Source organism: Bacillus pretiosus, assembly GCF_052947655.1.
Map to the genome: position 1 here is coordinate 37207 of NZ_JBRFUV010000002.1, position 21491 is coordinate 58697.

17 protein-coding genes and 8 pseudogenes are annotated in these 21491 nt (G+C 31.3%); 21 read left to right on the top strand and 4 right to left on the bottom strand.

Annotated features, from left to right (window positions below):
• Positions 1-276 precede the first annotated feature (276 nt).
• From ACU8YW_RS27400 to ACU8YW_RS27410, 3 genes and pseudogenes are all read left to right on the top strand, one after another.
• Entirely contained in the window at positions 277-807 is a 531-nt protein-coding gene (locus ACU8YW_RS27400; protein WP_426934736.1) for an RNA polymerase sigma factor SigX, read from the top strand.
• A 3-nt stretch (positions 808-810) separates the two neighbouring features.
• A complete protein-coding gene (locus ACU8YW_RS27405) occupies positions 811-1788 on the top strand; it encodes a DUF4179 domain-containing protein (protein WP_446894139.1) in 978 nt (325 codons plus the stop codon).
• A gap of 358 nt (positions 1789-2146) precedes the next feature.
• Positions 2147-3567, top strand: a pseudogene (locus ACU8YW_RS27410) (IS4 family transposase).
• A gap of 21 nt (positions 3568-3588) precedes the next feature.
• Here the strand turns inward: ACU8YW_RS27410 and ACU8YW_RS27415 are convergent.
• Complete coding sequence (locus ACU8YW_RS27415; RefSeq protein WP_088610648.1) at positions 3589-3831, bottom strand: DUF3937 family protein; 243 nt, start codon at positions 3829-3831, stop codon at positions 3589-3591.
• A gap of 328 nt (positions 3832-4159) precedes the next feature.
• Between ACU8YW_RS27415 and ACU8YW_RS27420 the strand changes: the two genes are divergently transcribed.
• From ACU8YW_RS27420 to ACU8YW_RS27435, 4 genes and pseudogenes are all read left to right on the top strand, one after another.
• The gene (locus ACU8YW_RS27420) at positions 4160-4588 is read left to right on the top strand and encodes a GNAT family N-acetyltransferase (RefSeq protein WP_426934560.1); all 429 of its coding nucleotides are present in this window, start codon (positions 4160-4162) and stop codon (positions 4586-4588) included.
• A gap of 463 nt (positions 4589-5051) precedes the next feature.
• Positions 5052-5480, top strand: a pseudogene (locus ACU8YW_RS27425) (MFS transporter).
• Positions 5417-6580: an FAD-dependent oxidoreductase gene (locus tag ACU8YW_RS27430; protein WP_426934559.1), complete on the top strand. Its 1164-nt coding sequence runs from the start codon at positions 5417-5419 to the stop codon at positions 6578-6580. Before ACU8YW_RS27425 ends, ACU8YW_RS27430 begins: the two are co-directional and overlap by 64 nt.
• Before the next feature lie 55 nt (positions 6581-6635).
• Positions 6636-7316 carry a TetR/AcrR family transcriptional regulator gene (locus tag ACU8YW_RS27435; protein ID WP_170958245.1) on the top strand — a complete coding sequence of 227 codons (681 nt, stop codon included), beginning with the start codon at positions 6636-6638 and terminating at the stop codon, positions 7314-7316.
• A gap of 415 nt (positions 7317-7731) precedes the next feature.
• On the opposite strand, the pseudogene ACU8YW_RS27440 reads toward ACU8YW_RS27435, so the two are convergent.
• A pseudogene (locus tag ACU8YW_RS27440) lies at positions 7732-7941 on the bottom strand (hypothetical protein); the annotation flags it as partial.
• Positions 7942-8526: 585 nt separating this feature from the next.
• Here ACU8YW_RS27440 and ACU8YW_RS27445 point away from each other — a divergent pair.
• The 3 genes and pseudogenes from ACU8YW_RS27445 (at position 8527) to ACU8YW_RS27455 (ending at position 10482) form a co-directional block, all read left to right on the top strand.
• On the top strand, positions 8527-9021 hold the full coding sequence (locus tag ACU8YW_RS27445) for a DUF2716 domain-containing protein (RefSeq protein WP_098155618.1): 495 nt from the start codon (positions 8527-8529) through the stop codon (positions 9019-9021).
• Between the two features lie 256 nt (positions 9022-9277).
• Positions 9278-9862, top strand: a pseudogene (locus ACU8YW_RS27450) (IS4 family transposase); the annotation flags it as partial.
• A gap of 386 nt (positions 9863-10248) precedes the next feature.
• Positions 10249-10482: a hypothetical protein gene (locus ACU8YW_RS27455; protein ID WP_141499126.1), complete on the top strand. Its 234-nt coding sequence runs from the start codon at positions 10249-10251 to the stop codon at positions 10480-10482.
• A 309-nt stretch (positions 10483-10791) separates the two neighbouring features.
• Here the strand turns inward: ACU8YW_RS27455 and ACU8YW_RS27460 are convergent, their stop codons facing one another.
• Positions 10792-11661: a hypothetical protein gene (locus ACU8YW_RS27460; RefSeq protein WP_426934558.1), complete on the bottom strand. Its 870-nt coding sequence runs from the start codon at positions 11659-11661 to the stop codon at positions 10792-10794.
• A 94-nt stretch (positions 11662-11755) separates the two neighbouring features.
• Here ACU8YW_RS27460 and ACU8YW_RS27465 point away from each other — a divergent pair.
• From ACU8YW_RS27465 to ACU8YW_RS27495, 7 genes and pseudogenes are all read left to right on the top strand, one after another.
• Positions 11756-12379 (top strand): annotated as a pseudogene (locus tag ACU8YW_RS27465) (peptidase M4 family protein); the annotation flags it as partial.
• Positions 12362-12586 (top strand): annotated as a pseudogene (locus tag ACU8YW_RS27470) (acyl-ACP desaturase); the annotation flags it as partial. The pseudogenes ACU8YW_RS27465 and ACU8YW_RS27470, both read left to right, overlap by 18 nt.
• 252 nt (positions 12587-12838) lie before the next feature.
• The gene (locus tag ACU8YW_RS27475) at positions 12839-13300 is read left to right on the top strand and encodes a CarD family transcriptional regulator (protein ID WP_426934557.1); all 462 of its coding nucleotides are present in this window, start codon (positions 12839-12841) and stop codon (positions 13298-13300) included.
• A gap of 547 nt (positions 13301-13847) precedes the next feature.
• Positions 13848-13994: pseudogene (locus ACU8YW_RS27480) on the top strand (BC1881 family protein).
• Positions 13995-14291: 297 nt separating this feature from the next.
• Entirely contained in the window at positions 14292-14525 is a 234-nt protein-coding gene (locus ACU8YW_RS27485; RefSeq protein WP_098155388.1) for a hypothetical protein, read from the top strand.
• Positions 14526-14762: 237 nt separating this feature from the next.
• Complete coding sequence (locus ACU8YW_RS27490; RefSeq protein WP_330939165.1) at positions 14763-14996, top strand: YuzF family protein; 234 nt, start codon at positions 14763-14765, stop codon at positions 14994-14996.
• 215 nt (positions 14997-15211) lie between these two features.
• Positions 15212-15326 (top strand): annotated as a pseudogene (locus tag ACU8YW_RS27495) (RNA chaperone Hfq); the annotation flags it as partial.
• Positions 15327-15633: 307 nt separating this feature from the next.
• On the opposite strand, the gene ACU8YW_RS27500 reads toward ACU8YW_RS27495, so the two are convergent.
• The gene (locus ACU8YW_RS27500) at positions 15634-16218 is read right to left on the bottom strand and encodes an SCO family protein (RefSeq protein WP_098155382.1); all 585 of its coding nucleotides are present in this window, start codon (positions 16216-16218) and stop codon (positions 15634-15636) included.
• A gap of 804 nt (positions 16219-17022) precedes the next feature.
• On the opposite strand from ACU8YW_RS27500, the gene ACU8YW_RS27505 reads away from it, so the two are divergent.
• The 4 genes from ACU8YW_RS27505 to ACU8YW_RS27520 all read left to right on the top strand — a co-directional run bounded on the left by ACU8YW_RS27505 (position 17023) and on the right by ACU8YW_RS27520 (position 21480).
• The gene (locus ACU8YW_RS27505) at positions 17023-17370 is read left to right on the top strand and encodes a cupin domain-containing protein (protein WP_097890057.1); all 348 of its coding nucleotides are present in this window, start codon (positions 17023-17025) and stop codon (positions 17368-17370) included.
• A 396-nt stretch (positions 17371-17766) separates the two neighbouring features.
• Positions 17767-19041, top strand: a complete 1275-nt coding sequence (locus ACU8YW_RS27510; RefSeq protein ID WP_097890058.1) for an ATP-grasp domain-containing protein — start codon at positions 17767-17769, stop codon at positions 19039-19041.
• A gap of 149 nt (positions 19042-19190) precedes the next feature.
• Complete coding sequence (gene rocF, locus ACU8YW_RS27515; RefSeq protein ID WP_426934556.1) at positions 19191-20099, top strand: arginase; 909 nt, start codon at positions 19191-19193, stop codon at positions 20097-20099.
• Positions 20100-20190: 91 nt separating this feature from the next.
• Entirely contained in the window at positions 20191-21480 is a 1290-nt protein-coding gene (locus ACU8YW_RS27520; protein WP_426934555.1) for a lysine N(6)-hydroxylase/L-ornithine N(5)-oxygenase family protein, read from the top strand.
• The last annotated feature ends 11 nt before the right edge of the window (positions 21481-21491 follow it).

Sequence of the window (21491 nt, forward strand, 5' to 3'; positions counted from 1 at the left end):
GTAATAGTTCCTACGACTTTTATTATTGAATTTTTTTCCAGAATGACCCCTCATACCCAGAATCGTTTCCGTACCCCTTTTACATTAATAGAAAACTATTGCAAAAGTTATAATTATAGTTTTATGTTTTCATATCCCTTTTGGCATTTATCTTCTAATAAGATGAATGCTTTTTTAGTACATAATAAAAAAATAATCAGAAAAACTGTCACAAAATCCGTTTTTCTGGTTTCTCTATAATATAGGCATCAAATTGAAAGTGAGGTTTAAACTAACATGTTAACAATAGAAAATGAAGAAAGTCCTGCTTCTGATATGAATTTTGAAGATTTATTTAAGCAGTACTATGCTTACGCTTTAAAACAGATCATATGGATTGTTAAAAATCAATCTATCGCTGAAGAGTTAGCACAAGAAGTATTTTTACAATTATATCGTAGCGATTGGAAAGTAATTGAAAACGTACCTGGATGGTTGATTAAATCTTCTACCTATGTAGCTTATAACCATTTGCGATCTGAAAAAAGGCAGCAAGCGAAGATTGATAAAGAAATACAATACCATGAAGTACAAAATGTTTCATCATTAGACGATGATTGGATAAGAAAAGAAGAAATTACAAAGGTCCAAACAATACTAAATAAAATGAATGATCGAGAACGAACCCTTTTACTAATGAAATTCTCTGGTTTTCAATATAAAGAAATTGCAGAAATACTTCAAACTGAAATATCTTCTATTGGAACATTATTAGTCCGAGCCAAAATGAAATTCCGCAAGATTTATAAACAAATAGAGGAGGCATAACAAATGAAATGTTATGATATCGGATTTATTCAAACATATATTGATGGAGAACTTTCTCATGATACAAGAAAAGAATTCACAAAGCACCTAGATACATGTGAAGCATGCCAAGATTTATTAGTAGAAATCAGTAAATTAAACAACTGGGAAAACATAATGCTAGATGAAGAATCTGCAAATTCACCACAAGAAATCAAAATTGATATAGAACAAGCATGGAAAACATTTGAAAGTCGTTCCAAGTCAGACAATGTTTCTAATATAAATCACAAAAAACAACAGAAGAAGGGACTCTTTACAAACATGAATAAAAAATCAAAACGTTTCATTTATACAGCAGTAGCTGCAACAGCACTTTTCACAACAGCAATGATTCCACAAGTACAAGTGGCGGCTACAAATGTTGCCTCATATTTTTCTGATGCAATTACAAATGATAAAGTTGTAAATGAAGGAATACAAGATGAAAATGGTGTCACACAAGATATGATGAAGAATGGTAAATATATTCCTATTGATGAAAAAATTACAGATCAAGGTATTACTGTACATCTCAAAGAATTATATATCTCAGATTTACGTATATCAGTTCATTATAGAATGGAAAAAGCTGACGGAAGTTTAGTACCCTTTGAATTTGATACATCAGGATTAGAGCTCGCAAGTGATGGTAAAATTAATGGGCAACAAGAGGAAAACCCTGAGATCAAAAATGAAGGGAGACTATCATTTATCGATGATTCAGATGATTATCTTCCTTTTGAACTTATGGCAGCAGGTAAAAAATTAAATGATATAGGTATTCGTGATAATGATAGACCCGAAGGTGTTTCTACATTTGTTATAGTTAATGAAGGAAGAGACGATTTTAAACAGCCCCTTACTTTAGATGTAAATATAACTAGAATTGGAAAAGTAGTTGGATCTTGGAAAGGTCAATTTCAAATTGATACTTCACATTTGATAAATAAAACTAATTAAAATGAAAAGAAGAATAGAACAATATGTATTTAATGCTCAGTTTATATGTTTTCTTGTTTTCGTTACATTTATTTTTTATATAGTTTTTACTCTATCTTTTATTTATGAATTAAGTTTATAACTTTAAATCAATCATTTAAGATCATTACAAGAAAAAAATCCCTAAAAAAGTAGGGAAATAAATAACCGGTTCCTTAACGTATTAGGAATCGGTTATTTTATATCTGAAATATGTCTAAACATACAATTTTTTTTGATATGGTGACCCCACACCCATCAACTTAAGAAATATGACTATCCTCAAATGTAAAAAACGTTATTCTTTTTGTAAAAATATACAGAAAGGATGACGTTTTTTATGAACCTTTCGATTCAAAGTGAACTACAATTATTTGTTGAAGAATTATATGAATATCTTACCCCTTCGTTCTTGGAAAATCTCGCTAGAGAACTAGGTTTTGTACAGCGAAAACGTAAATTTTCAGGGCATGATTTAGCTACTATATGCGTCTGGATTAGCCAACGAGTAGCGAGTGATTCTTTAGTGAGACTGTGTGGTCAACTTCATGCTGTTACAGGAACCACTATGAGTCCAGAAGGACTCAATAAGCGTTTCAATAAAAAAGCTGTTTGCTTTTTAAAACATATTTTCTCTTCGTTACTAAAAAATAAAATTTGTGAAACATCAGTAATTCCTAGTTCTTCAATTGCTTATTTTCAACGAATTCGTATTTTAGATGCAACAATTTTTCAAGTGCCAAAGCATTTAGCTAGTGTATATCCTGAATCAGGTGGTTGTGCTCAAACAGCGGGTATAAAAATTCAGTTAGAATATGATTTACATAGTGGACAATTTTAAAATTTTCAAGTTGAACCAGGGAAAAATAATGATAAAACCTTTGGAACAGAGTATTTAGCGACATTATGTCCCTGAGACCTCTGTATTCGGGATTTAGGCTATTATTCACTGGATGATTTAGATCAAATGGATCAACGTGGTGTGTATTATATATCACGACTCAAATTAAAAAATATGGTGTATATCAAAAATCAATTTCCTAAATACTTTCGAAATGGGGCAATAAAAAAACAGTCTCAGTACATCAAAGTTGATTTAGAACAAATTATGAATACCTTAAAATCCGGGCAGGTCTATGTAATAAAAGATGCTTATATTGGAAAAATACAAAACTATTCACTCGGGTGATTATGTATCGATTAACAGAACAACAACTTTGTGAACGTAGGAAAAAACAAGTGTATACGGAAAGTAAAAAGGGTATTACGTATTCAGAGAAAAGCAAACGATTAGCTGGCATTAACATATATGTTACCAATACACCTTGGGGGATTGTTCCAATGGAACAGATACATGATTTTTACTCCCTCCGCTGGCAAATGGATATCATATTTAAAACTTGGAAATCTCTATTTCAAATTCATCATTGGCAAAATATCAAACAAGAGAGATTAGAAAGTCATGTTTATGGCAAACTCATTGCCATTTTTCTATGTTCTTCTACTATGTTTAAGATGCGACAATTTATTTTACAAAAGAAAGAAAAGAAATTAAGCGAATATAAAGCAATTGGAATGATTCAAGATCATTTTGTTTCCATTCTTAAGTTGATGGGCATGTATGGTGAGTCCTATAAGCAAACAAAAGATGTCGCTATTTTACAAGAAATACTCAATCATAGTACACCACAAATTACACTTAAATATATTGGGATTAATAAAGAAGAGAAAGACAATATACTAGATAATTTCTATATTTAAAATCTATCAAAAAAACGACATCTATATAGATGCCGTTTTTTTTGGTTCTTTTTTTGTAAATTGATATAAAGCAATTGCTCCTAGAATAACAAGTATTCCTTCAGGAACATCTAATAATAATGTTTTCCAAGTTTCTGAAATTAATAATTCGTTACCTGTAAAAGATCTATAATATCCTTTTATATAACCAATGGTAAACTGAATTACAGATAAAAAGACAAATAACCATAAACCAAATCGAATCATTTTTTTATCTTTAAGCATATAGCACCTCGCAAATTTAAAAACGTAATATTAAGATTATTATATCATTTATCCATTTTTCTGTCAATAAACTGATAATCCTTAGCGTACAAAATTCGCGTTTTGTTGGTGCTACCATATCGCTATCAAGTTAAAAAAACAAAATACCCCCTAAAATGAAAAAATACTGTAAAGTAATAATAAAGATTTGATATTATAATCAAATTATCTAAATGTTTATTTGGAGGTTTTATTAATGAACATTTTAAGTTCGTGGTTATATAACATGAAAATCATAAAATACTTATTGGGAAGGAGTTGATAATTTAAAACTAAAGGAGAGATATTAATGATATATAGAAAAGCAAATCAGAAAGATTATGATACAATTTTGAATATATGGGAAGAGTCGGTTATAGCTACTCATCATTTTTTAAGAGATACCGATAGAGAAGAGTTTAAAAAAGAAATACCCTCATATTTCCCACATCTTAATGTCCAGTTATGGTATGAGAAAGAGGATTTAATTGGCTTTTCTGCTATAAATAAACAACACCTAGAAATGTTATTCTTAAAACCTAATAAAATAGGTAAAGGATACGGTAAAGCTATTATTAATTCTTTAATTAAAGACTTTGATATTACAACAGTTGATGTAAATAAAGACAATAAGAGTGCAACTAAATTCTATATTAATAATGGCTTTTTTATAGTAAGTGAAACGGAAACAGATTCTTCTGGACGTCCATACCCTATACTAGAGCTAAAGTTAAAATAAGGTAAAGGTGGAAATCCTCCCTTACCTTTGATTTTTGCACTAAACTGCGCGTTAGTCCAATAAGAATTAAACAACTTTATTGTCACTTAACAAATACGCTATTCTTTTCGTAGAATCATAGGAAAGGATGGCGTTTTTGTATGTAAATATAGGTCTATCTAACTCATTTGGTTTCGGAGGTCATAATGCAGCTATTGTTTTAAAGAGATACGAGTGAATAAACTTTCGCTCGTCAATCTAACCGTTTCCTCTAGAAACGGTTAGATTTATTTAACTTTAACATAACGAACAATGTACTTTGCGAACAGTGTTCGTTATGTTAAAGTTAATGTGCGAGAGAGAACAAACATTAAAAAATAAAATTAACAAGGAGGTTTGAGGTTTGACAGCCCAGCAAAAACTTCAACAAACTGAATTTTCATTTAAAAAAATCCTTTCAGTATTACTATCCGTTGCACTTGGTATGTTCTTAGTCATTTTGGATAGTACGATAATGAATGTCGCTGTTCCAAAATTAATGAGTGCATTTAATGTCAGTCTCAGTGAAATTCAATGGGTAATTACTGCCTATACTTTGGCTCTTTCAGCCGTCATTCCGTTGGCTGGATGGTTTTCTGATTGATTTACAGCAAAGAAAATGTTTATCGTTAGTATTGTTCTCTTTGTGGTAGCATCTATGCTTTGTGCACTTGCCCAAACTGCAGAACAGTTAATTATTCTTCGTATTATCCAAGGCCTAGGCGGAGGTATGGTAGCTCCAATAGGAATAGCAATGGGTTTAAAAAACTACAAGCTGAAAATAGATTATAAATTCAAGGAGTGTTTATCATGTCAACTTTATCTAAAGAACAAAAACGTATCGCAATTATTGGTGGAGGCCCAGGAGGGTTAACACTTGCTCTACTTTTACAACAAAATGGTATGGAACCTGTTATCTATGAACGAGAACTACTTGATATGAACAATCAAAGAGGTGGCTCTCTGGATATTCATGAAGAATCGGGACAAATGGCACTTAAAGAAGCTGGCCTTTACGAGAAGTTCCAGGAAATAGCTCGTTATGAAGGTGAAGATTTCCGTCTTCTAGATAAAGATGGAAAGAGTTTTATTGACGAAATAACTGCGCCTGATGAAAAAGGGGATCGACCTGAGATTGATCGCGGTGTGCTTTGTGATCTTCTTTTAAACGCTCTTGATACAAGCTGCATTAAATATGGGTATAAGTTAGAAAAAGCCATTTCACTTGAGAACGGCATGACACAACTTCACTTTGAAAATGGATTTGTGGATACAGTTCATGGTCTTGTTGGGGCAGATGGGGCATTTTCACGTGTCCGTCCTTTGCTAACAAATACCGATATTGAGTATACAGGCATAACTTTCTTTGAACTTAATATACTAAATGTAGCTGAGAATCATCCGGATTTATTCGAATTCAACAGACGTGGTAAAGTGTTCGCTTTAGGTGATAATAAGGGAATTCTTGCGCAACTAAATGGGGATGGACGAATTAAAGTATACGCTAGTTTAAAAGTTGAAAAAGACTGGCCAGAAAAAAATGGTATTTCTACAGATAAGCCTTTAGAAGCGAAAGCTAAATTATTAGAGTTATTTAATGACTGGGATGAAGACCTAAAGAAATACATTCATTATGCGGAAGATTCAATCATACAAAGACGAATTTATATGCTACCAATTAATTTTAAGTGGAAACGTAATCTTGGTGTTACTTTGATTGGAGATGCAGCTCATGTAATGTCGCCATTTGCAGGTGAGGGCGTTAACTTGGCGATGTTTGATGCATTGAATCTGGCTCTTGCAATCATCCGAAATAACTATTTTGCTAGTGCAATTGAAGAATACGAAGAAAAAATGTATGCATATTCATCTGAAAACGCGCAAGAATCACATGATAATTTAGAGTTAAGTTTCTCTGATGATGCAGCTGTTAAACTTTCAGAATTAATGAATTCATTCCATGAGCAATACTGATCTTGAAAATTGATAATATATTTACTAATATATTTGTCCATGATATAAAGTAATTATGGAAAACTCGAATCGAAAAATAATTAGTCGTAGGGATCGACCAGCCAAAGAGCCCTTAAGCCATGAACTCATCGTAAAAACTGCTTATGAACTTCTTAAAGAGCAGGGTATTGCAGGTATGAGCATGCGTAAGGTTGCAAAAGCATTGGATACTGGTCCATCTTCATTGTATGTTTATGTTAAAAATTTCCAAGAATTAAGTTCATTTGTATTGGATCATGGCCTTGGTCAATTGGTATTACCTGAACCAAAGCAAGACTCATGGAAGGAAAATTTAATTGGAGCACTAAGTGCATATTTCTTATTACTATACGAAGAACCTGGTATCGCTGAACTTACTTTCTCATCTATTCCAAAGGGGACAAACTTTCTTAAATTGACAGAATACATTCTTGCTACATTGCAGGATGGTGGAATTAATTCTAGATCCGCAGCATGGGGAGTAGACCTTTTATTACTATACGTTTCTTCAGTAGCATATGAACATACTTCTAGGAAGAAGCATGGGAATATGCAAATATCTGATATAAAAGAAACTTTCCAAAATGTTGACCCAGTTCTATTTCCAGTTCTTTTCAGCCTAAGAGAGGAGATGTTCTCCGGAGACATGGAGTCAATGGAACGTTTTCATTGGGGACTTGAAGTGTTATTACACGGTATTCAACATTTTAGTAAATAGTAAGTTCAATCAAATTTTTATCAAGAAAACAAGCAGCCAATTCATTGTGGCTGCTTGTTCTTTTTTTACGAAAAACCTATACTTTTGAGGCAAGTTTATGAGTTAAAAAAAGATTTATGGCAATGTTATGCTTCAAATTGTGGCGGACTTATGATTCAAATCACAAAACAAACAAAAAGGAGTACAGCCGAGTTACGTGTAAAAACAGGTCATGGAATTACTTATATTTCCAATTATAGATTTAAAATGAAGTTTAATCATTTTTGAAATTCTTGAAATCCTTGAAATCCTTGAAATCCTTGTTACACTATAGCACCTGTTAATTGAATAGGTACCCTGCAAATTTAGTAGGGTGCTTTCATTTTATTGAAATATGTCCTTTTTGATGCGGGACCTGCTGAATAAGCAGACCTTTTCATTTGAATTCCGCAAAAAAAATTGTGTCTATAATTCCAAAAGCGACTTTACAGGGGAAGGGGGTTTTTCCTTCTGAAGCAGCATGCATACAAGAAATTACCCAATATTCCAGTTCTAATGGTAAGCGGTATATTTGAAGACTACCATCATTGTTTTTTGCTGTTACGATCGGTACATTTACCCTGGTTGTAGCAAAACCAGCTAAAGTGAAGTTTTCTTTTAAAGCATCAGATACTATTTGGAAGTAAAGTTTTCTTTTTAGGTAGATAGGCAGCCTATCTACCTTAGGGAACTACTATTGATTAAAGGAACAAAGTATATAAAAAAGACACCCTATGGTGTCTTTTTTATATATGGATGTATTTCTAAATAAATGTAGTGATTAATCAAAGAATCTTGGATGCTTCTTGGTTAAACTAAGTATAACATTAATTTTATTTTAAATGTAATAATTTTTGAATATATAAATATATTCCGAATAATCCTTTTTGTTTTATGATAAAAAGGATATCGCCAGTATTTTGAAAAACCTCCACGTTAATATTATGCAAGATTTTAAACAGTTATTTGACTGATTCAGTAAGAAACAAGAACAATAAAAACGCGTCAGGATAGGAATGTGAAAAAATGTATAGATTCATAGAACTAAAAAAGAAAGTTTCCTTGTGAGAGCAGGATTTTCCTTTTTCTTGCTACCGATAATGAGACGTTATGTAAATTAGCAATGAATAGAATATACAATTTCATCGTGGTATTTTAATTATATAAAAATATTAGAAAGTAGGTACGGAGTTTGAAAGAATGGATTTTATTAGATGAACAGGAATATGAGAATGTTTGGGATAGATTTTATGATGAATTTGCTTTTAATCCTAATATAGATGGTGAACAGTCATTTAAATTTTCTTGTCCATATATTACTTATGATTTATCTAATTACTTTGAAGGAAAATGGACTGATGACGATGATTATATTTTTGATCATATATTATTGGAAGCTCTTATTTTATGTACCGAGAAACATGAATATATATATGCGTTAGATTGGCACCATGATAGCTACTGGATGAATCCTAGTTTAAATTTAAATCTAAACGAAAAGGATCATCAATGGAAAATCCCATTTTTTCCGGATGGAGATTATTATTTCTTTTTACAAAAAGACTTTAAGTGGGGTTATTTAGGGCATCCATGGGAAAAAGTTATTTATATTTTCGGAGAAGAATTAATCAAGAATTTCAAAGAATTAAGGACTAGTAGATTAAAAAAGACCAATGAGAAAGTATAAAATTCACTTCCCATATCGAATTTTATGTAAATAAGCTGTCCATATGGATGGCTTATTTTATTGTTTGCTTAACGTGATTTTTTCCGAAATGCTGGCGGTACCCCATCGCCAGCAAGCTAAAAGTAAGAATTTCCCTAAAACAATAAATACGAGCAAAATGCACAAAATGGTCGTTCTTGGGGTGGTATGAGATTTTAAGTTGATGGGCATGGAGTATCGCCCCACATCCATCAACTTAAGGATTTAGACTATTTTTATGAGTATGCATCAAAAACAAGAGCTGTCTTTATTTGCCGAAGAGTTATATCGATATATGTCTCCCGCTACACTTAATTAATTAGCTATAGTATCAGGTGGAATGAAACGAAAACGTAAGTGCCATGGGCACCATTTTTTATCTTTGTGTGTATGGTTAAATCAACAAATCGCTACAACCTCTCTTACTCAACTTTGTAGTCAATTAGAAACTTTAACAGGAATTTTATTAAGTCCTGGGGGACTTAATCGACGATTTAACTCAACTTTTGTAGCCTCCTTTCGAAATGTATTTACTACACTTCTACAAGCTAAAATTGGAGAATCATCTACAATTTCTCATTCTCTCTCTGCTTACTTTGAGCGAATTCGCATCCTTGATTCTACAACCTTTCAAGTTCCAGATTGATTCGCAGCCACTTATCCTGGTGCCGGAGGCTGTAGTCATACAGCTGGTGTAAAAATTCAATTAGAGTATGACTTGTTGAGTGGAGAGTTTTCTGATGTGAAAATTGAACCAGGAAAACGAAGTGATCAGGCATATGGGGCGACTCGAATGGACATGACACAAAAGAATGAACTACATTTTGTGCTATTTCTTCAACAAAATCTAAAGCATCCTCTTTAACATCTGGGTTCTCTATAGATGTTTCTTCTAGCAATTGTATTAATTCTTGAGCTACTTTTTGAATATCATTATTTTCCCCCTGATTAATTGTTTGGTGAGAATCAATATTTTCCGTCTCTGCATAGTTTAATTGTCCTAAATTCCCTTGTACTAGTATCTTTGGATTTGGTTTCTCGTCAGTACCCAATTTCATATTCTTCCACGTTATTTCTTCCTTAATGTGTAAAAGTGTAAACGTGGACATTTACACTTTTACACAAGTTCACAAAAAATTATATAACAATAAATTTTTATATTATAATATAATTGAATAACTTCATTATTTACAAATAGGAGGGATTTCATTGGAAGATTTTGATGATGAGCTACGTCAAATTGATATGGATCAAAAAGAAGCAATACTAGTTGTAAGGGCTTATAAAAGATATTTAGCAAAAACAGATGAAGATAGAGAATATGGAATAGAAGTGATTGAACGTATTTGCAATAGTGATACTACTCGTGAGGATGCTGATTTTATTATAAGATGCACGGAAGTTTTTGATGATATTATCGATAAGTCGTCGAGGAGAAATTAACAAATAAAGGCTAACATACTACTATGGGGATACAGCCGAGATATGTGTAAAAACAGGTCATAGCCTGACTTTTATTTTTAAATAATTGGAGTTGCTAAGGAATTAGAAGATTTAATACCAGAAGAACAAGAAGTATTGATGATGTACGGAAACGATTCAAAGAATAACCCACCATAACTAAAAATCCCTCCAATTTAAACGATGAAAGGAAAATGATACACACATTTAGGGATTCATTTCAAGAGATGCCTAAATGTGTGTTAAGGGGCATAGAAACGTTGGAATTCACTTCTCGTTTCACTTATGAATTTAAAGATTTCGCCACTCATCACATGCCTTGCGAATATTTTCACGCATATTATTTGTAATTTCTAACCTGTCATTTAAGAAAGTATCTCTCTGTGAGATTATCTCATCTTTAGCACCCAAATAGACCCTTTGAATAGATGAAGCATTTCTACCAGCTTCCGTTAATCTATAACGTGGGATGCCTGGAGATTCTGTGTACCATAGTGGATCTGTTAGTGATATAGCATCAGAATCATATATATGAACCTTTGTGTCTAAATTCTCATCCCATTCATCTACAAAATTAAACCTGTATTTGAGTGTAGGATAAGAATTAGAAGTAGTAGGAGCTGTAATCATATCGTAGAGACCACTATTAGCATACATTGCATCGCCTACACTTGCATTTGTAAAGTGAACTAATTTGTCACCACGTGGTTCACATAAAGCAGCATACTCATCCCCACAACGACTTAAAGTAGCTTTATACCCAGAGTCAATTTCACTAAGAGCTTTTATGTCAGTTAGATGCAAAGTACAAATGTAAACAAGGGCTGTTATACCTTCAAACGTTTCAAAACGTACTAAATCTGATACTAAATCTGAACCATCGTCATATATGCCGTGTAAAATATTTACATCACTGCTCTCTGGATAGCCCTGAAGACGTCTCGCAATACTGTCACAATTAGCTACATAGTGATCTAAAAAGGCTTGGTCAACTATTTTTTTAACCCTATCACAAATTTCTTCTACTGCTTGTTTCACCGCTTCTTGAGCACTATCTTCTGATGGAAAGATTTCGCTTATTATTGCTGTACCTATTGAAGAACCCAAAGAACTAGCTCCTATTTCTAATGTTTTCTGCCAGTTTAACTCGTTAGTTATCATAATGAACACTCCTTTATAATTAGAATGCTTACTATCATTTCAGTTTTATACATTTTTTATACCCTTATGCATTTTGGACACACTTTAAGTAGTTATGGCTTTAGGAGCATTTGCGACATTTGGAACGTCACGTACATATGCAGCAGAGCAAAAGATTCAATACAACCAAGAATTTCAAACACTATCTTATATTGGGGAGGAGTAGAAAGCGCCAGAAGGACTAGATAAAAAAGAGACTGTGTTCGAGTATTTAAAGAGTAAGAAAGACATGTTTAAATTAGCAGGAAATATGGAGAAACATTTTGAAATCGTTAAAGAAGAAAAAGAAACAGGAGCAGAAGCAGAAACAACGCATGTGAAGCTTATTGAAAAATATAATGGTATTCCTGTATATGGCTCTGATCAAACAGTAGCACTTGATCAAAATAATAATGTGAAAGCATGTTTTGGAAAAGTTATCCCGAATTTAGAAAATAAAAATATCCCATCAACTGCAAGCATTTCAGAAGATGAGGCTGTAAATATTGGGAAAGCTGGTATTGAGAAAGAGATTGGAAAAGTAGATAACTATGATGGTATGAAGAAAGATTTATACGTTTATGAAAAAGATGGACAATATTATCTTTCCTATCTTGTAAAAGCATCTGTTTCAAAACCGGCACCAGGCTACTTGGATTATTTTATTGATGCAACAAATGGAAATGTGATTAAGAATTTTAAAATGCCAGGTGCCGTCATGCCTGATTTTGAAAATAGAATGGCCGTGATTGCAAAAGAAGTAAACTATGGACCACTACATCAAGTACTTGATGTAGTGGTTGAGTATTGGGGATTAAAAGACTTACGACCAATTGCCCCTCTAGTAGAAAAAGCAAGAATTGAGATTTTGGAGTATCATATAAGATTGAAAAAAATACGGGATTGATTTGGCCGGTTTCAAGGGAAAACTGATCTACGTTAATGGGTAGAGATTTCAGGATATACGCGTGGGAATTCCCTTTTCTTTTATTTGAAATCTGGAACGCTCTCTATTATTTTACGGCTGTTTTATTTGATTTAACTTCCGAAGAAAAAAGTAATTGACACCAAAAGAAAACTTATGATATTATTAAATATTTGATAAAAAATAACATATGTGTTAAGCTTGAGAAGGTTACCACATATGGAGGTGGATTATATGTTTCAAATTGGCGATAACATTGTTTATCCAATGCACGGAGCAGGTATAATTGAAGCCATAGAAGAAAAAGAATTCTCAGGGAAAAAACAACAGTATTATGTCATAAAAATGTCAATCAGTAATATGCAAGTCATGATTCCTACGGGTAAAATATTGAGTTCGAATATACGCCCAGTTATTGATATACTTGCATTAACGCACATTATACAAATTTTTCAGCATGGAGAATCAGATGAATTACTGCCGTGGAAACAAAGGCATAAAGTAAACACAGATAAAATAAAAACGGGTGAAATACAAGAAGGTGCTAAAGTTATACGTGATTTAATCCGTATGAAGAAGGAAAAAGCACTGAATACAAGCGAAAAAAAATTGTTGGATGATGCATATAAATTTTTGGTCAGTGAGCTAGAATTAATTAAAGGAATCACTGAAAAACAAATAAAAAGTTTCTGTTAAGATTTATTATAAATAATGTATGACATCCCCCAGAAATATCCTGAATTTTCTGGGTATATGATGGTTATTAAAAGTAAATTATTTCAAAGACATTCAACTTCTTCAACTCACTTTTAGAGTAGATACCTCTTTTGTTATCACTTCAATCTAATCCATTTTTATTTTTAAATTTCTTTTACGAACGTTCCAAGTTTCATCAAATAACTCGATTAAATAGTCACTTGATTTTTGCAATCCTGATTCACACTGGCACGGACAAGGAGCCGTAAGGATGAAAGAGAGGTAGGGCTTTCATTGTTTTAGGTAATATACTATCTAAGTCATTATTTCTAGAAGAAAAAACAATCAATCTCACCGCTATCTTTAAAAGTTGCTTACATCTATTGAGACAGTGAATAGTAATTGTTTATCTTCTTTACGTAAAATTGATAAACGGACTGGTAACACCATATGGTCAACTACAAAAAAATGGTTTCCAGACAAGGAAACCATTTTAAATTTTATTTACATACATATAGTAAATTAAGCAGTAAGAAGGAGTGCACACATGAAAAAAATGTTAACAAAAGAATTAAGTAATGCATTAAAGAAGCGAGAAGGGATTATCTCTATTACAGTTGAACCTTAAGAAAAAATCGAAGTTGGTGGAATTCGTGTAGATGGACCAGCTGTTATTCTAATTAATCAAGAATAGCTAAAAATAGTTGTATGCAAGAAGAAAAGGATCAGCCTTTACGAGAAGGGAAGATCCTTTTTGTTTGCTACAGCTAATATGGGATATACGTAACTTTTATCTGATGTGTTGGGGTTAAAAGGAAGGAGAGGGTCGGGATTATCATGGTGGAAAGCTTAATATTGGTAGGATTTCTTTTTACGTTATATAAATTAGTTGATAAAAAAACAAACTAATTATTTAAAACGATAGATTGTTTCCTTTTTAAGGGCGAGATTTATTTGAGAGTGAAATGGATTATTTAAAGGAGGAATTTAGATGGATGCAAGGAAAGAACGCATAAAATACGAAAAGATATCAAAGAATTATGAACGTATTTATTCGGTTTCGTTTATTCTATTAATTATAATTGTTTGTAGTAGTGTGATTATCATAGGAGCTACAGGAGGAAAATATGGAGTGTTTTTATTATTAGCAATTTTACTTAATGCACGTATTACGAAAGAATCTCAAAAAAAGTATGAGCACTATTCTAATAAAGGCCGTATTTAAAATCATACATATCCAGAAAGGAACAACCTAGATGTACATTCAAAATATCCCTTTATCATCACCTATTAACTAGTAAAAGTAACTTTATATAAATAATTTTTAGCAATTTTGAAATAGAAACCGTATCTTATTAAAATGTTATTTCCGTTCCTATAATGAATTATCCTTCTAGCATATTTATAAGATTTATATCATATATTAGGAGAAAGAATGCAAATTAGAAAGGAGTCGTATAGAATGAGTTATTTGGAAGGAAATGACTTGAGTGAACAACATATGGTAAGTACACCTAATCCCTACGTATATCAGACATTACAATCAGTAATTGGTAAATATGTGGTTATTGAAACTGTAAGAGATAATGTAAGAGGAAAGTTAAAAGATGTTAAACCAGATCATTTGCTAATTGAAGATACGGTACCGTATATTGTACGAATTCAACAAATTGTATGGATTATGCCAAAACAATGACTAAATTACATCTAATTTGATTTATAACAAATTGGTTTCATAGACGTCCAAATAAAAACACAGGATTTTATCTCTGTGTTTCTTCAAATTTTCGTTTTTGGATATATGCTTGAGCATGGATAATTTCTTTCTGAAGTTCTTTTAATTCTTCCGTAGATCCAGATTCAATCCTCATGTACGTAGTAACTAGACTAATCATCATATCCATCTTTTCTACTATATTTTTAAAAAGTAGGGTTCCCTAACGTGGGCAGATTGTTTCAACAGATAAATTTACTGTCGATGGTTCATAGTAGGAAGCAAGTGGTCTACAAACAAATGATCTCCTAAATTATTAAAAATTTTTAGTTCCAGTTACAGAATTCTTATTTTATAAGGATTCATTTTTGTATCAAAAGCATACAAAGTAAAAAAATAAGATCGGCGAACACGATCTTATCTTTAGCACAAGGAGTAAACAAAAAGGATAACCATTATATTTTTATTTTGCTTAGATTTTTGCTGATTCTTAATATTAAAACCATAATCAACAATAGTATATATATTGAGAAAGTAATTACAAATTTTGTTGTAATTATTTTTAAAAAATGAATGTAAACTTTCACTTTCCTCAAACTATTGACTTAATAGAATTTTATTATCTAATTTTTTTAATGTCTTGAATAATTTCGTCATAAGGAGTATTTTCGACACCTGAATATTTTTTTAGAACTTTTCCATTTTTGTTAATCAGATAAAAACTTGTGCCATGTATAACTTGTGTATCATTTTCTGGCTTAGTTACAAGTGATTGGAAGTTTTCTTTAGCAAACTTTTCAATATCTGCTCTTTTATATCCCGTGAGGAAATGAGTCCTACTTCCATCCATTGCATAGGTCTTCATAAATTCTGTTATTTTTTCTGGTGTGTCTACTTCAGGATCAACACTAAATGATACAAATTCTACATCTTTAATCCCGTCCGTATTCAACATTCTCTGGAGTTTTGCCATATTGGCTGTCATAGGTGGACAAACTGTTTGGCAACTTGTAAAGAAGAAATCAGCTACCCAAATTTTATCTTGTAACTCAGCTGATCCAAATTGCTTCCCATTTTGATCTGTAAATGAGAACTTCTGTACATCCCAATCTAGTGAATTGTTGAGTTTTGCATCTTTGCATGCTCCTAGAGCTATAACTGTGATTATAAGTATAAGTGATCTAATGAAATTCATTTTTTTCATATGTATTTATCTCCTTTCATTTTTTATAGATTTTACGGAATGGTTATATGAACTACCCAACAATCGGTAGTATTTACTTTGGTTAATTTTTATTTTTAATAGCCATCGAATTAATCTTAACAAAACCGAATGAATCCCCTTGTTCCAGGGTATTTATAATAATACTACTATGCATATAGCTTCCTCTTTGATGTTTATAGTTCACAAGACTGCTTATAATTAAGATTGTTAGGTATGTCATTATTACATACATAGCTTCTTTATTTTACGGATCATAATAAAAGGTTAAAGGTAAAGTAAAACAAGAAGATATTATCTAGTACTTTGTTATACAAAGCGCGATATCTGATAAGAAGTATTTTATATAAGGAAAAATAGATAGTTCATTCAAGAACTTATTGATAATACTGGTAATGAATTCATCTCGGTATGATCCTTGAATTAATATCCTTAATAAGAGTGAAAAAACACTATATATTTGGCTAATGTGTTAAAAATAGAGTTAACTATAGTATAAATTAAAGATTAAATTATACATATTGAGAAAATATTTTAGAGATTGAATATTAAGATTTCTCCTATTAAAATTAAATTTGAAATGAAAGGATAATCTGTAAGCATGGCCCTTATGTAGAAAAGAGATAGGACTATTTCTATCTCTTTTTGTTATGCTGGCAGTTTATATATCTTTAATTAATTCTTTAGACACATGTAAAGGAATTTAGTTTATACCTGATATATTCCTTTTATTAAGTTAACTAAGTTAATTGATTCAAGAATTTTATAACATTAGGAGGATAACAAATGAAAAATTATCAACTTACACAGATTTTAAGAGAAAAAAGAAATATAGACAAAAATTATTATGAATTTTTGCATGAAACGGATCTAAGTATGGGAATTTATGAATTGAAAGCAGGATCTTTAGATATCCAACAACCACATACAGAAGATGAAGTATATTATATTATCAATGGCAGAGCACAACTTGAAGTAGAGAGTGAAAATATTTTTGTTGAATCTGGTTCTATTATTTATGTAAAGGCTAACATGGAACATAGATTTCATACTATTGAAGAAGATCTCACGGTACTTGTTTTCTTTGCACCTGCTGAATACTCTTGCGAAAAAGATTTTAAATTACAACGATAATTGCATAATAAGAAAGGTGAAAATAAAAGTCTTTTTATCAAGTTTGTTTAAATTAGACAACAACTAATTATAGGCAGGTATGTTATTCCATTAAAGAAAAATAAACTTTTTCAATAAATAAGAATCAATAGAAAAAAACAAAAATGTTAAAATCAGGAAATTTATGTTTAAAAAAGGTAAACTTTACGGCGTTTTTAATGAATTCTTGTTAGTTTTTTCAAGTAAAAATATCTAGTTGCATGTCTTTCAATTTGAGGTTTTTTGGGTTTTTTTTACATGAAAATATATTTATGGAAAAATGTTTCTAAATATTTCTAATCTATTGAACAATCAAAAGTTTTAGTATACGATTACAACGTGTTATCAAGATATACAGAGAAGAAAAGGAGATTACATATGAAAAATAAAAAAATTGGAATCATCATGAGAAAAGGTTATAGCATTCATGGTGATCATATTGAAACTGCAGGAAGAATATCTGATGAACTTTACTTGTTTACGAGTGTACCAAGTAAAACAATGGATGCGCGCTTTAAAGAAGTAATTGTACTTGAAGAGGCTTCTGAAATAGATGCTGAAAATTATATTTTTACAAAAGGAAAAGATATAGGAATTAACTTTTTTGTAACTTGGCAAGAAACTGATATTGTATTAACTGCTAAAATTAATGAACGCTTTGGCAATAAAGCGTTATCTGTTGAAGCTGCTACGACATCTCGAGATAAATCAAAGCAGAGAGAATTTATGTTAAAGAATTCTATTGCTAGTCCTAAATTTGCAAAAGTTAATTCTATAGAGGATGCAGAGAAAGAAATAGAAAATATTCCTTTCCCTGTAATCATTAAGCCTACTATGGCTGCTAGCAGTGAATCTGTATATTTAGTTAACAGCTTAGAAGAATTGAATAATTCATTAGAAAAAATTATTAATCTTTCTAAAACAAATAAAGGATTCTATTTTAATCAAACACAACAATGTGTGGCATTAGTAGAAGAATTTCTGACTGGAGAAGAAATTACAGTTGATGGAGTCGTTTTAAATGGAGAATTTTACCTTGGTGGAATTCACAATAAAAATAAAATGATGGGTCCATATTTCGAGGAAGATGAATACACTTTACCGTATGTTGGTGTAGATGAAGACGTAGTTGTTAATATTGCTAAAGAAATATGTGGAAAATTAGCTATTGAAAACAGTTTATTTAATGTAGAACTACGCCGAGATACGCAAGGGAATTTTAAAGTTGTAGAATTTAGTACTAGAATCAGTGGCGGGCATGTTTATCGTAATATACGTGATGTGCATGGAATTGATTTAGTAGCCGTTAATATTCTTGGTTTATTAGATTGTAAAGGGGATATTATGGAATTCTTCTTAACTAGATCTAAAACACCAAAATCTTGTACTTGTATTAAATTTGTATATAGATCTGGAATTATAAAGAAAAATGAATTGGGAATTGTTGCTGAACAGCCAGAGTATAAGGCTTACTATCCTGTAGCAAAAGTAGGAGCTGAAGTATATCATGCTCCAAAAGGATTTGATATAACGGGCTTACTTTCATTAAGAGCACCATATAATGATAAATCTGATGTAGAAAAATTGCGCCAAAGAGCTAGAGTATTAGATAATCAATTAGATATAGAATTAGAAATTCCGGTTCATGCATAAAAACTTAAGTAAATCTGGTTGTTATATTCCTTGTTTTAAATGAGGAATATAACCGCTAGATTTATCGATAAATTATTTAATAGTATCAATTTAAAACCAAGTAATCCTATATATATTATTATTATTATTGAAATGGAGTGGAAAATATTATGAATAAAAAAGTATCTATTTTGGGAGCACCTACTTACTTCGGAGCTAGTATAGGAGGGGTTGACCTTGGACCATATGTTATAAGATATGGCGGTATGTCGAAGCAATTAACTGAAATCGGAATTGATTTTGTTGATCTAGGAGACATTTCTCTTCCTTCAACCAATAATGAAAATTATGGAATTGTCAAACAAGAGTTTTCAAATGAAGTAATTGATATATGTAAAAATATTGCTTCGACAGTTGAGAACGAATTGGAAAAAGGGCATTTCCCATTAGTTTTAGGTGGAGATCATAGTATTGCAATTGGGACTGTAACTGGAATTCTTAGAAAAATACCACGATTGGGAGTAATCTGGTTTGATGCTCATGGGGATGCAAATACATTTGAAACATCGATTTCTGGTAATATTCATGGGATGTCTTTAGCAATTCTCTTAGGATACGGTAACGAAAAATTTAAAGATTTTCTAGAGAAAGAAACTAAAATTGATCCAAAGAATATCGTACAAATAGGAATTCGTGATTTAGACCCGGGGGAAGAAGAGTTTCTCAAAAATTTAGGAGTAACAATTTTTACAGCAGAAGATGTGAGAAAACAAGGAATAAAAAGTATTATGGAAAAGGCAATTAAGATTCTCAATAATAATACAGATGCAGTTCATCTAACATTTGATTTAGATGCTTTAGATCCTGAATTTGCTCCTGGAGGAGGATTAGCAGTTCCACATGGTTTAAGTTTAGATGATACAAAAGAGGCAATTGATATGCTAAGAAATAATACAAACATAGTAGCTGCAGAGTTCACGGAAATAAACCCTATATTAGACAAGGATAATATTACTGTCAACACAACAATTGGACTTATCACTGAACTTTTAAGTAAGAAAGTTACTATGTCTAAATAATTTTTTTCTGAAATTATTTTTAAAACTATAAAAAAACTATAAAAAATAAAATTATATACGAGAATTTAAAAAAACGAAAAGGACGAGTCAAATGAATAATAAAATATATGATGTTATTGGAATTGGATTTGGGCCAGCGAACCTGGCTTTAGCAACTGCTATTGAAGAAGAAAATAATTCAATGGAAAGAATTTTTCTAGAAGAAAAAACGCACTATCAATGGCATCCAGGGATGCTTTTAGATAATACAAATATTCAAATTTCATTTTTGAAAGACCTTGTAACTCTAAAAAATCCTAAAAGTAAATTCTCCTTTTTAAATTATCTACATGAAAATGAAAGACTAAGCGATTTTATTAATCTCTCAGAGTTTTATCCGTCACGACTTGAATACAATGATTATATGTCTTGGGTTGCATCTCAATTAGAAGAACACGTTTATTATAGTCGAACAGTAATTTCAGTAGACCCTATTATATCTGAAAATTCTGTCGAATTATTAGAAGTTATTGTGCAAAATACAAAGACTAATCAATTAGAGAGCTATATTACTAAAAATATTGTTTTGGCTACAGGTGGAACACCAAGAACGCCAATAAACATTGAATTGAATAATAGTAGAGTATTTCATTCAAGTCAATTTAAAAACAAAATTAATAACTTTAAACAAAATGACGCTCATAAGTTTTTAGTTGTAGGTTCGGGACAAAGTTCAGCTGAATTATTTTTCCATCTAATCAATAATTATCCGAAATCAGATATTACGGCAACGATGAGACCTTTCTCATATAAAGCTGTAAATGAAAGTAAGCTTGTTAATCGTATATTTGACGCTAATATGATTGACTTTATTTATTCTTTACCAGAAAAAAATCGAGATGCTTTATTAAAACACCACAGTGATACTAATTATGCAGCTGCGGATGGAAGTTTAATAAGCCAAATTAATAAAGCTTTATATAACCAAAAATTTCATGGAGAAGATCGTTTTAGAATAAAGCCATTTTTAGAATTAACGGAGATAAAAACACTGTCTGATAAAGCGGTTGTTTATTACAAAGACATAGTTAAACATACAGAAGTTGTTATTGAAGCTGATGCTGTAATTCTTGCTACTGGGTACGAAAGTAAAAAGAACCATCCTTTATTAAAAAATCTTAACTCGTACATTTCAGATAATATTGAAGTTTCCCGAAATTATCGTTTAGAAACAACGGATAAATTTAAACCTGGTATTTATTTACAGGGTGTAAATGAAAGCACTCATGGACTGAGTGACACTTTATTATCTAATTTATCTATTCGATCAAATGAAATTTTAAAAACCGTACAAGAAAATAATTCATTAACAGAAGAAAAAACTAAAAACGTGGTTTCATAATATAGGGGGTC

Coding starts and splice junctions, on each gene's coding strand:
- ACU8YW_RS27520 (WP_426934555.1), top strand. CDS start 20,191: ATGAATAATAAAATATATGATGTTATTGGAATTGGATTTGGGCCAGCG.
- ACU8YW_RS27475 (WP_426934557.1), top strand. CDS start 12,839: ATGTTTCAAATTGGCGATAACATTGTTTATCCAATGCACGGAGCAGGT.
- ACU8YW_RS27510 (WP_097890058.1), top strand. CDS start 17,767: ATGAAAAATAAAAAAATTGGAATCATCATGAGAAAAGGTTATAGCATT.
- ACU8YW_RS27490 (WP_330939165.1), top strand. CDS start 14,763: ATGAGTTATTTGGAAGGAAATGACTTGAGTGAACAACATATGGTAAGT.
- ACU8YW_RS27400 (WP_426934736.1), top strand. CDS start 277: ATGTTAACAATAGAAAATGAAGAAAGTCCTGCTTCTGATATGAATTTT.
- ACU8YW_RS27405 (WP_446894139.1), top strand. CDS start 811: ATGAAATGTTATGATATCGGATTTATTCAAACATATATTGATGGAGAA.
- rocF (WP_426934556.1), top strand. CDS start 19,191: ATGAATAAAAAAGTATCTATTTTGGGAGCACCTACTTACTTCGGAGCT.
- ACU8YW_RS27485 (WP_098155388.1), top strand. CDS start 14,292: ATGGATGCAAGGAAAGAACGCATAAAATACGAAAAGATATCAAAGAAT.
- ACU8YW_RS27500 (WP_098155382.1), bottom strand. CDS start 16,218: ATGAAAAAAATGAATTTCATTAGATCACTTATACTTATAATCACAGTT.
- ACU8YW_RS27420 (WP_426934560.1), top strand. CDS start 4,160: ATGATATATAGAAAAGCAAATCAGAAAGATTATGATACAATTTTGAAT.
- ACU8YW_RS27435 (WP_170958245.1), top strand. CDS start 6,636: ATGGAAAACTCGAATCGAAAAATAATTAGTCGTAGGGATCGACCAGCC.
- ACU8YW_RS27460 (WP_426934558.1), bottom strand. CDS start 11,661: ATGATAACTAACGAGTTAAACTGGCAGAAAACATTAGAAATAGGAGCT.
- ACU8YW_RS27505 (WP_097890057.1), top strand. CDS start 17,023: ATGAAAAATTATCAACTTACACAGATTTTAAGAGAAAAAAGAAATATA.
- ACU8YW_RS27415 (WP_088610648.1), bottom strand. CDS start 3,831: ATGCTTAAAGATAAAAAAATGATTCGATTTGGTTTATGGTTATTTGTC.
- ACU8YW_RS27430 (WP_426934559.1), top strand. CDS start 5,417: ATGTCAACTTTATCTAAAGAACAAAAACGTATCGCAATTATTGGTGGA.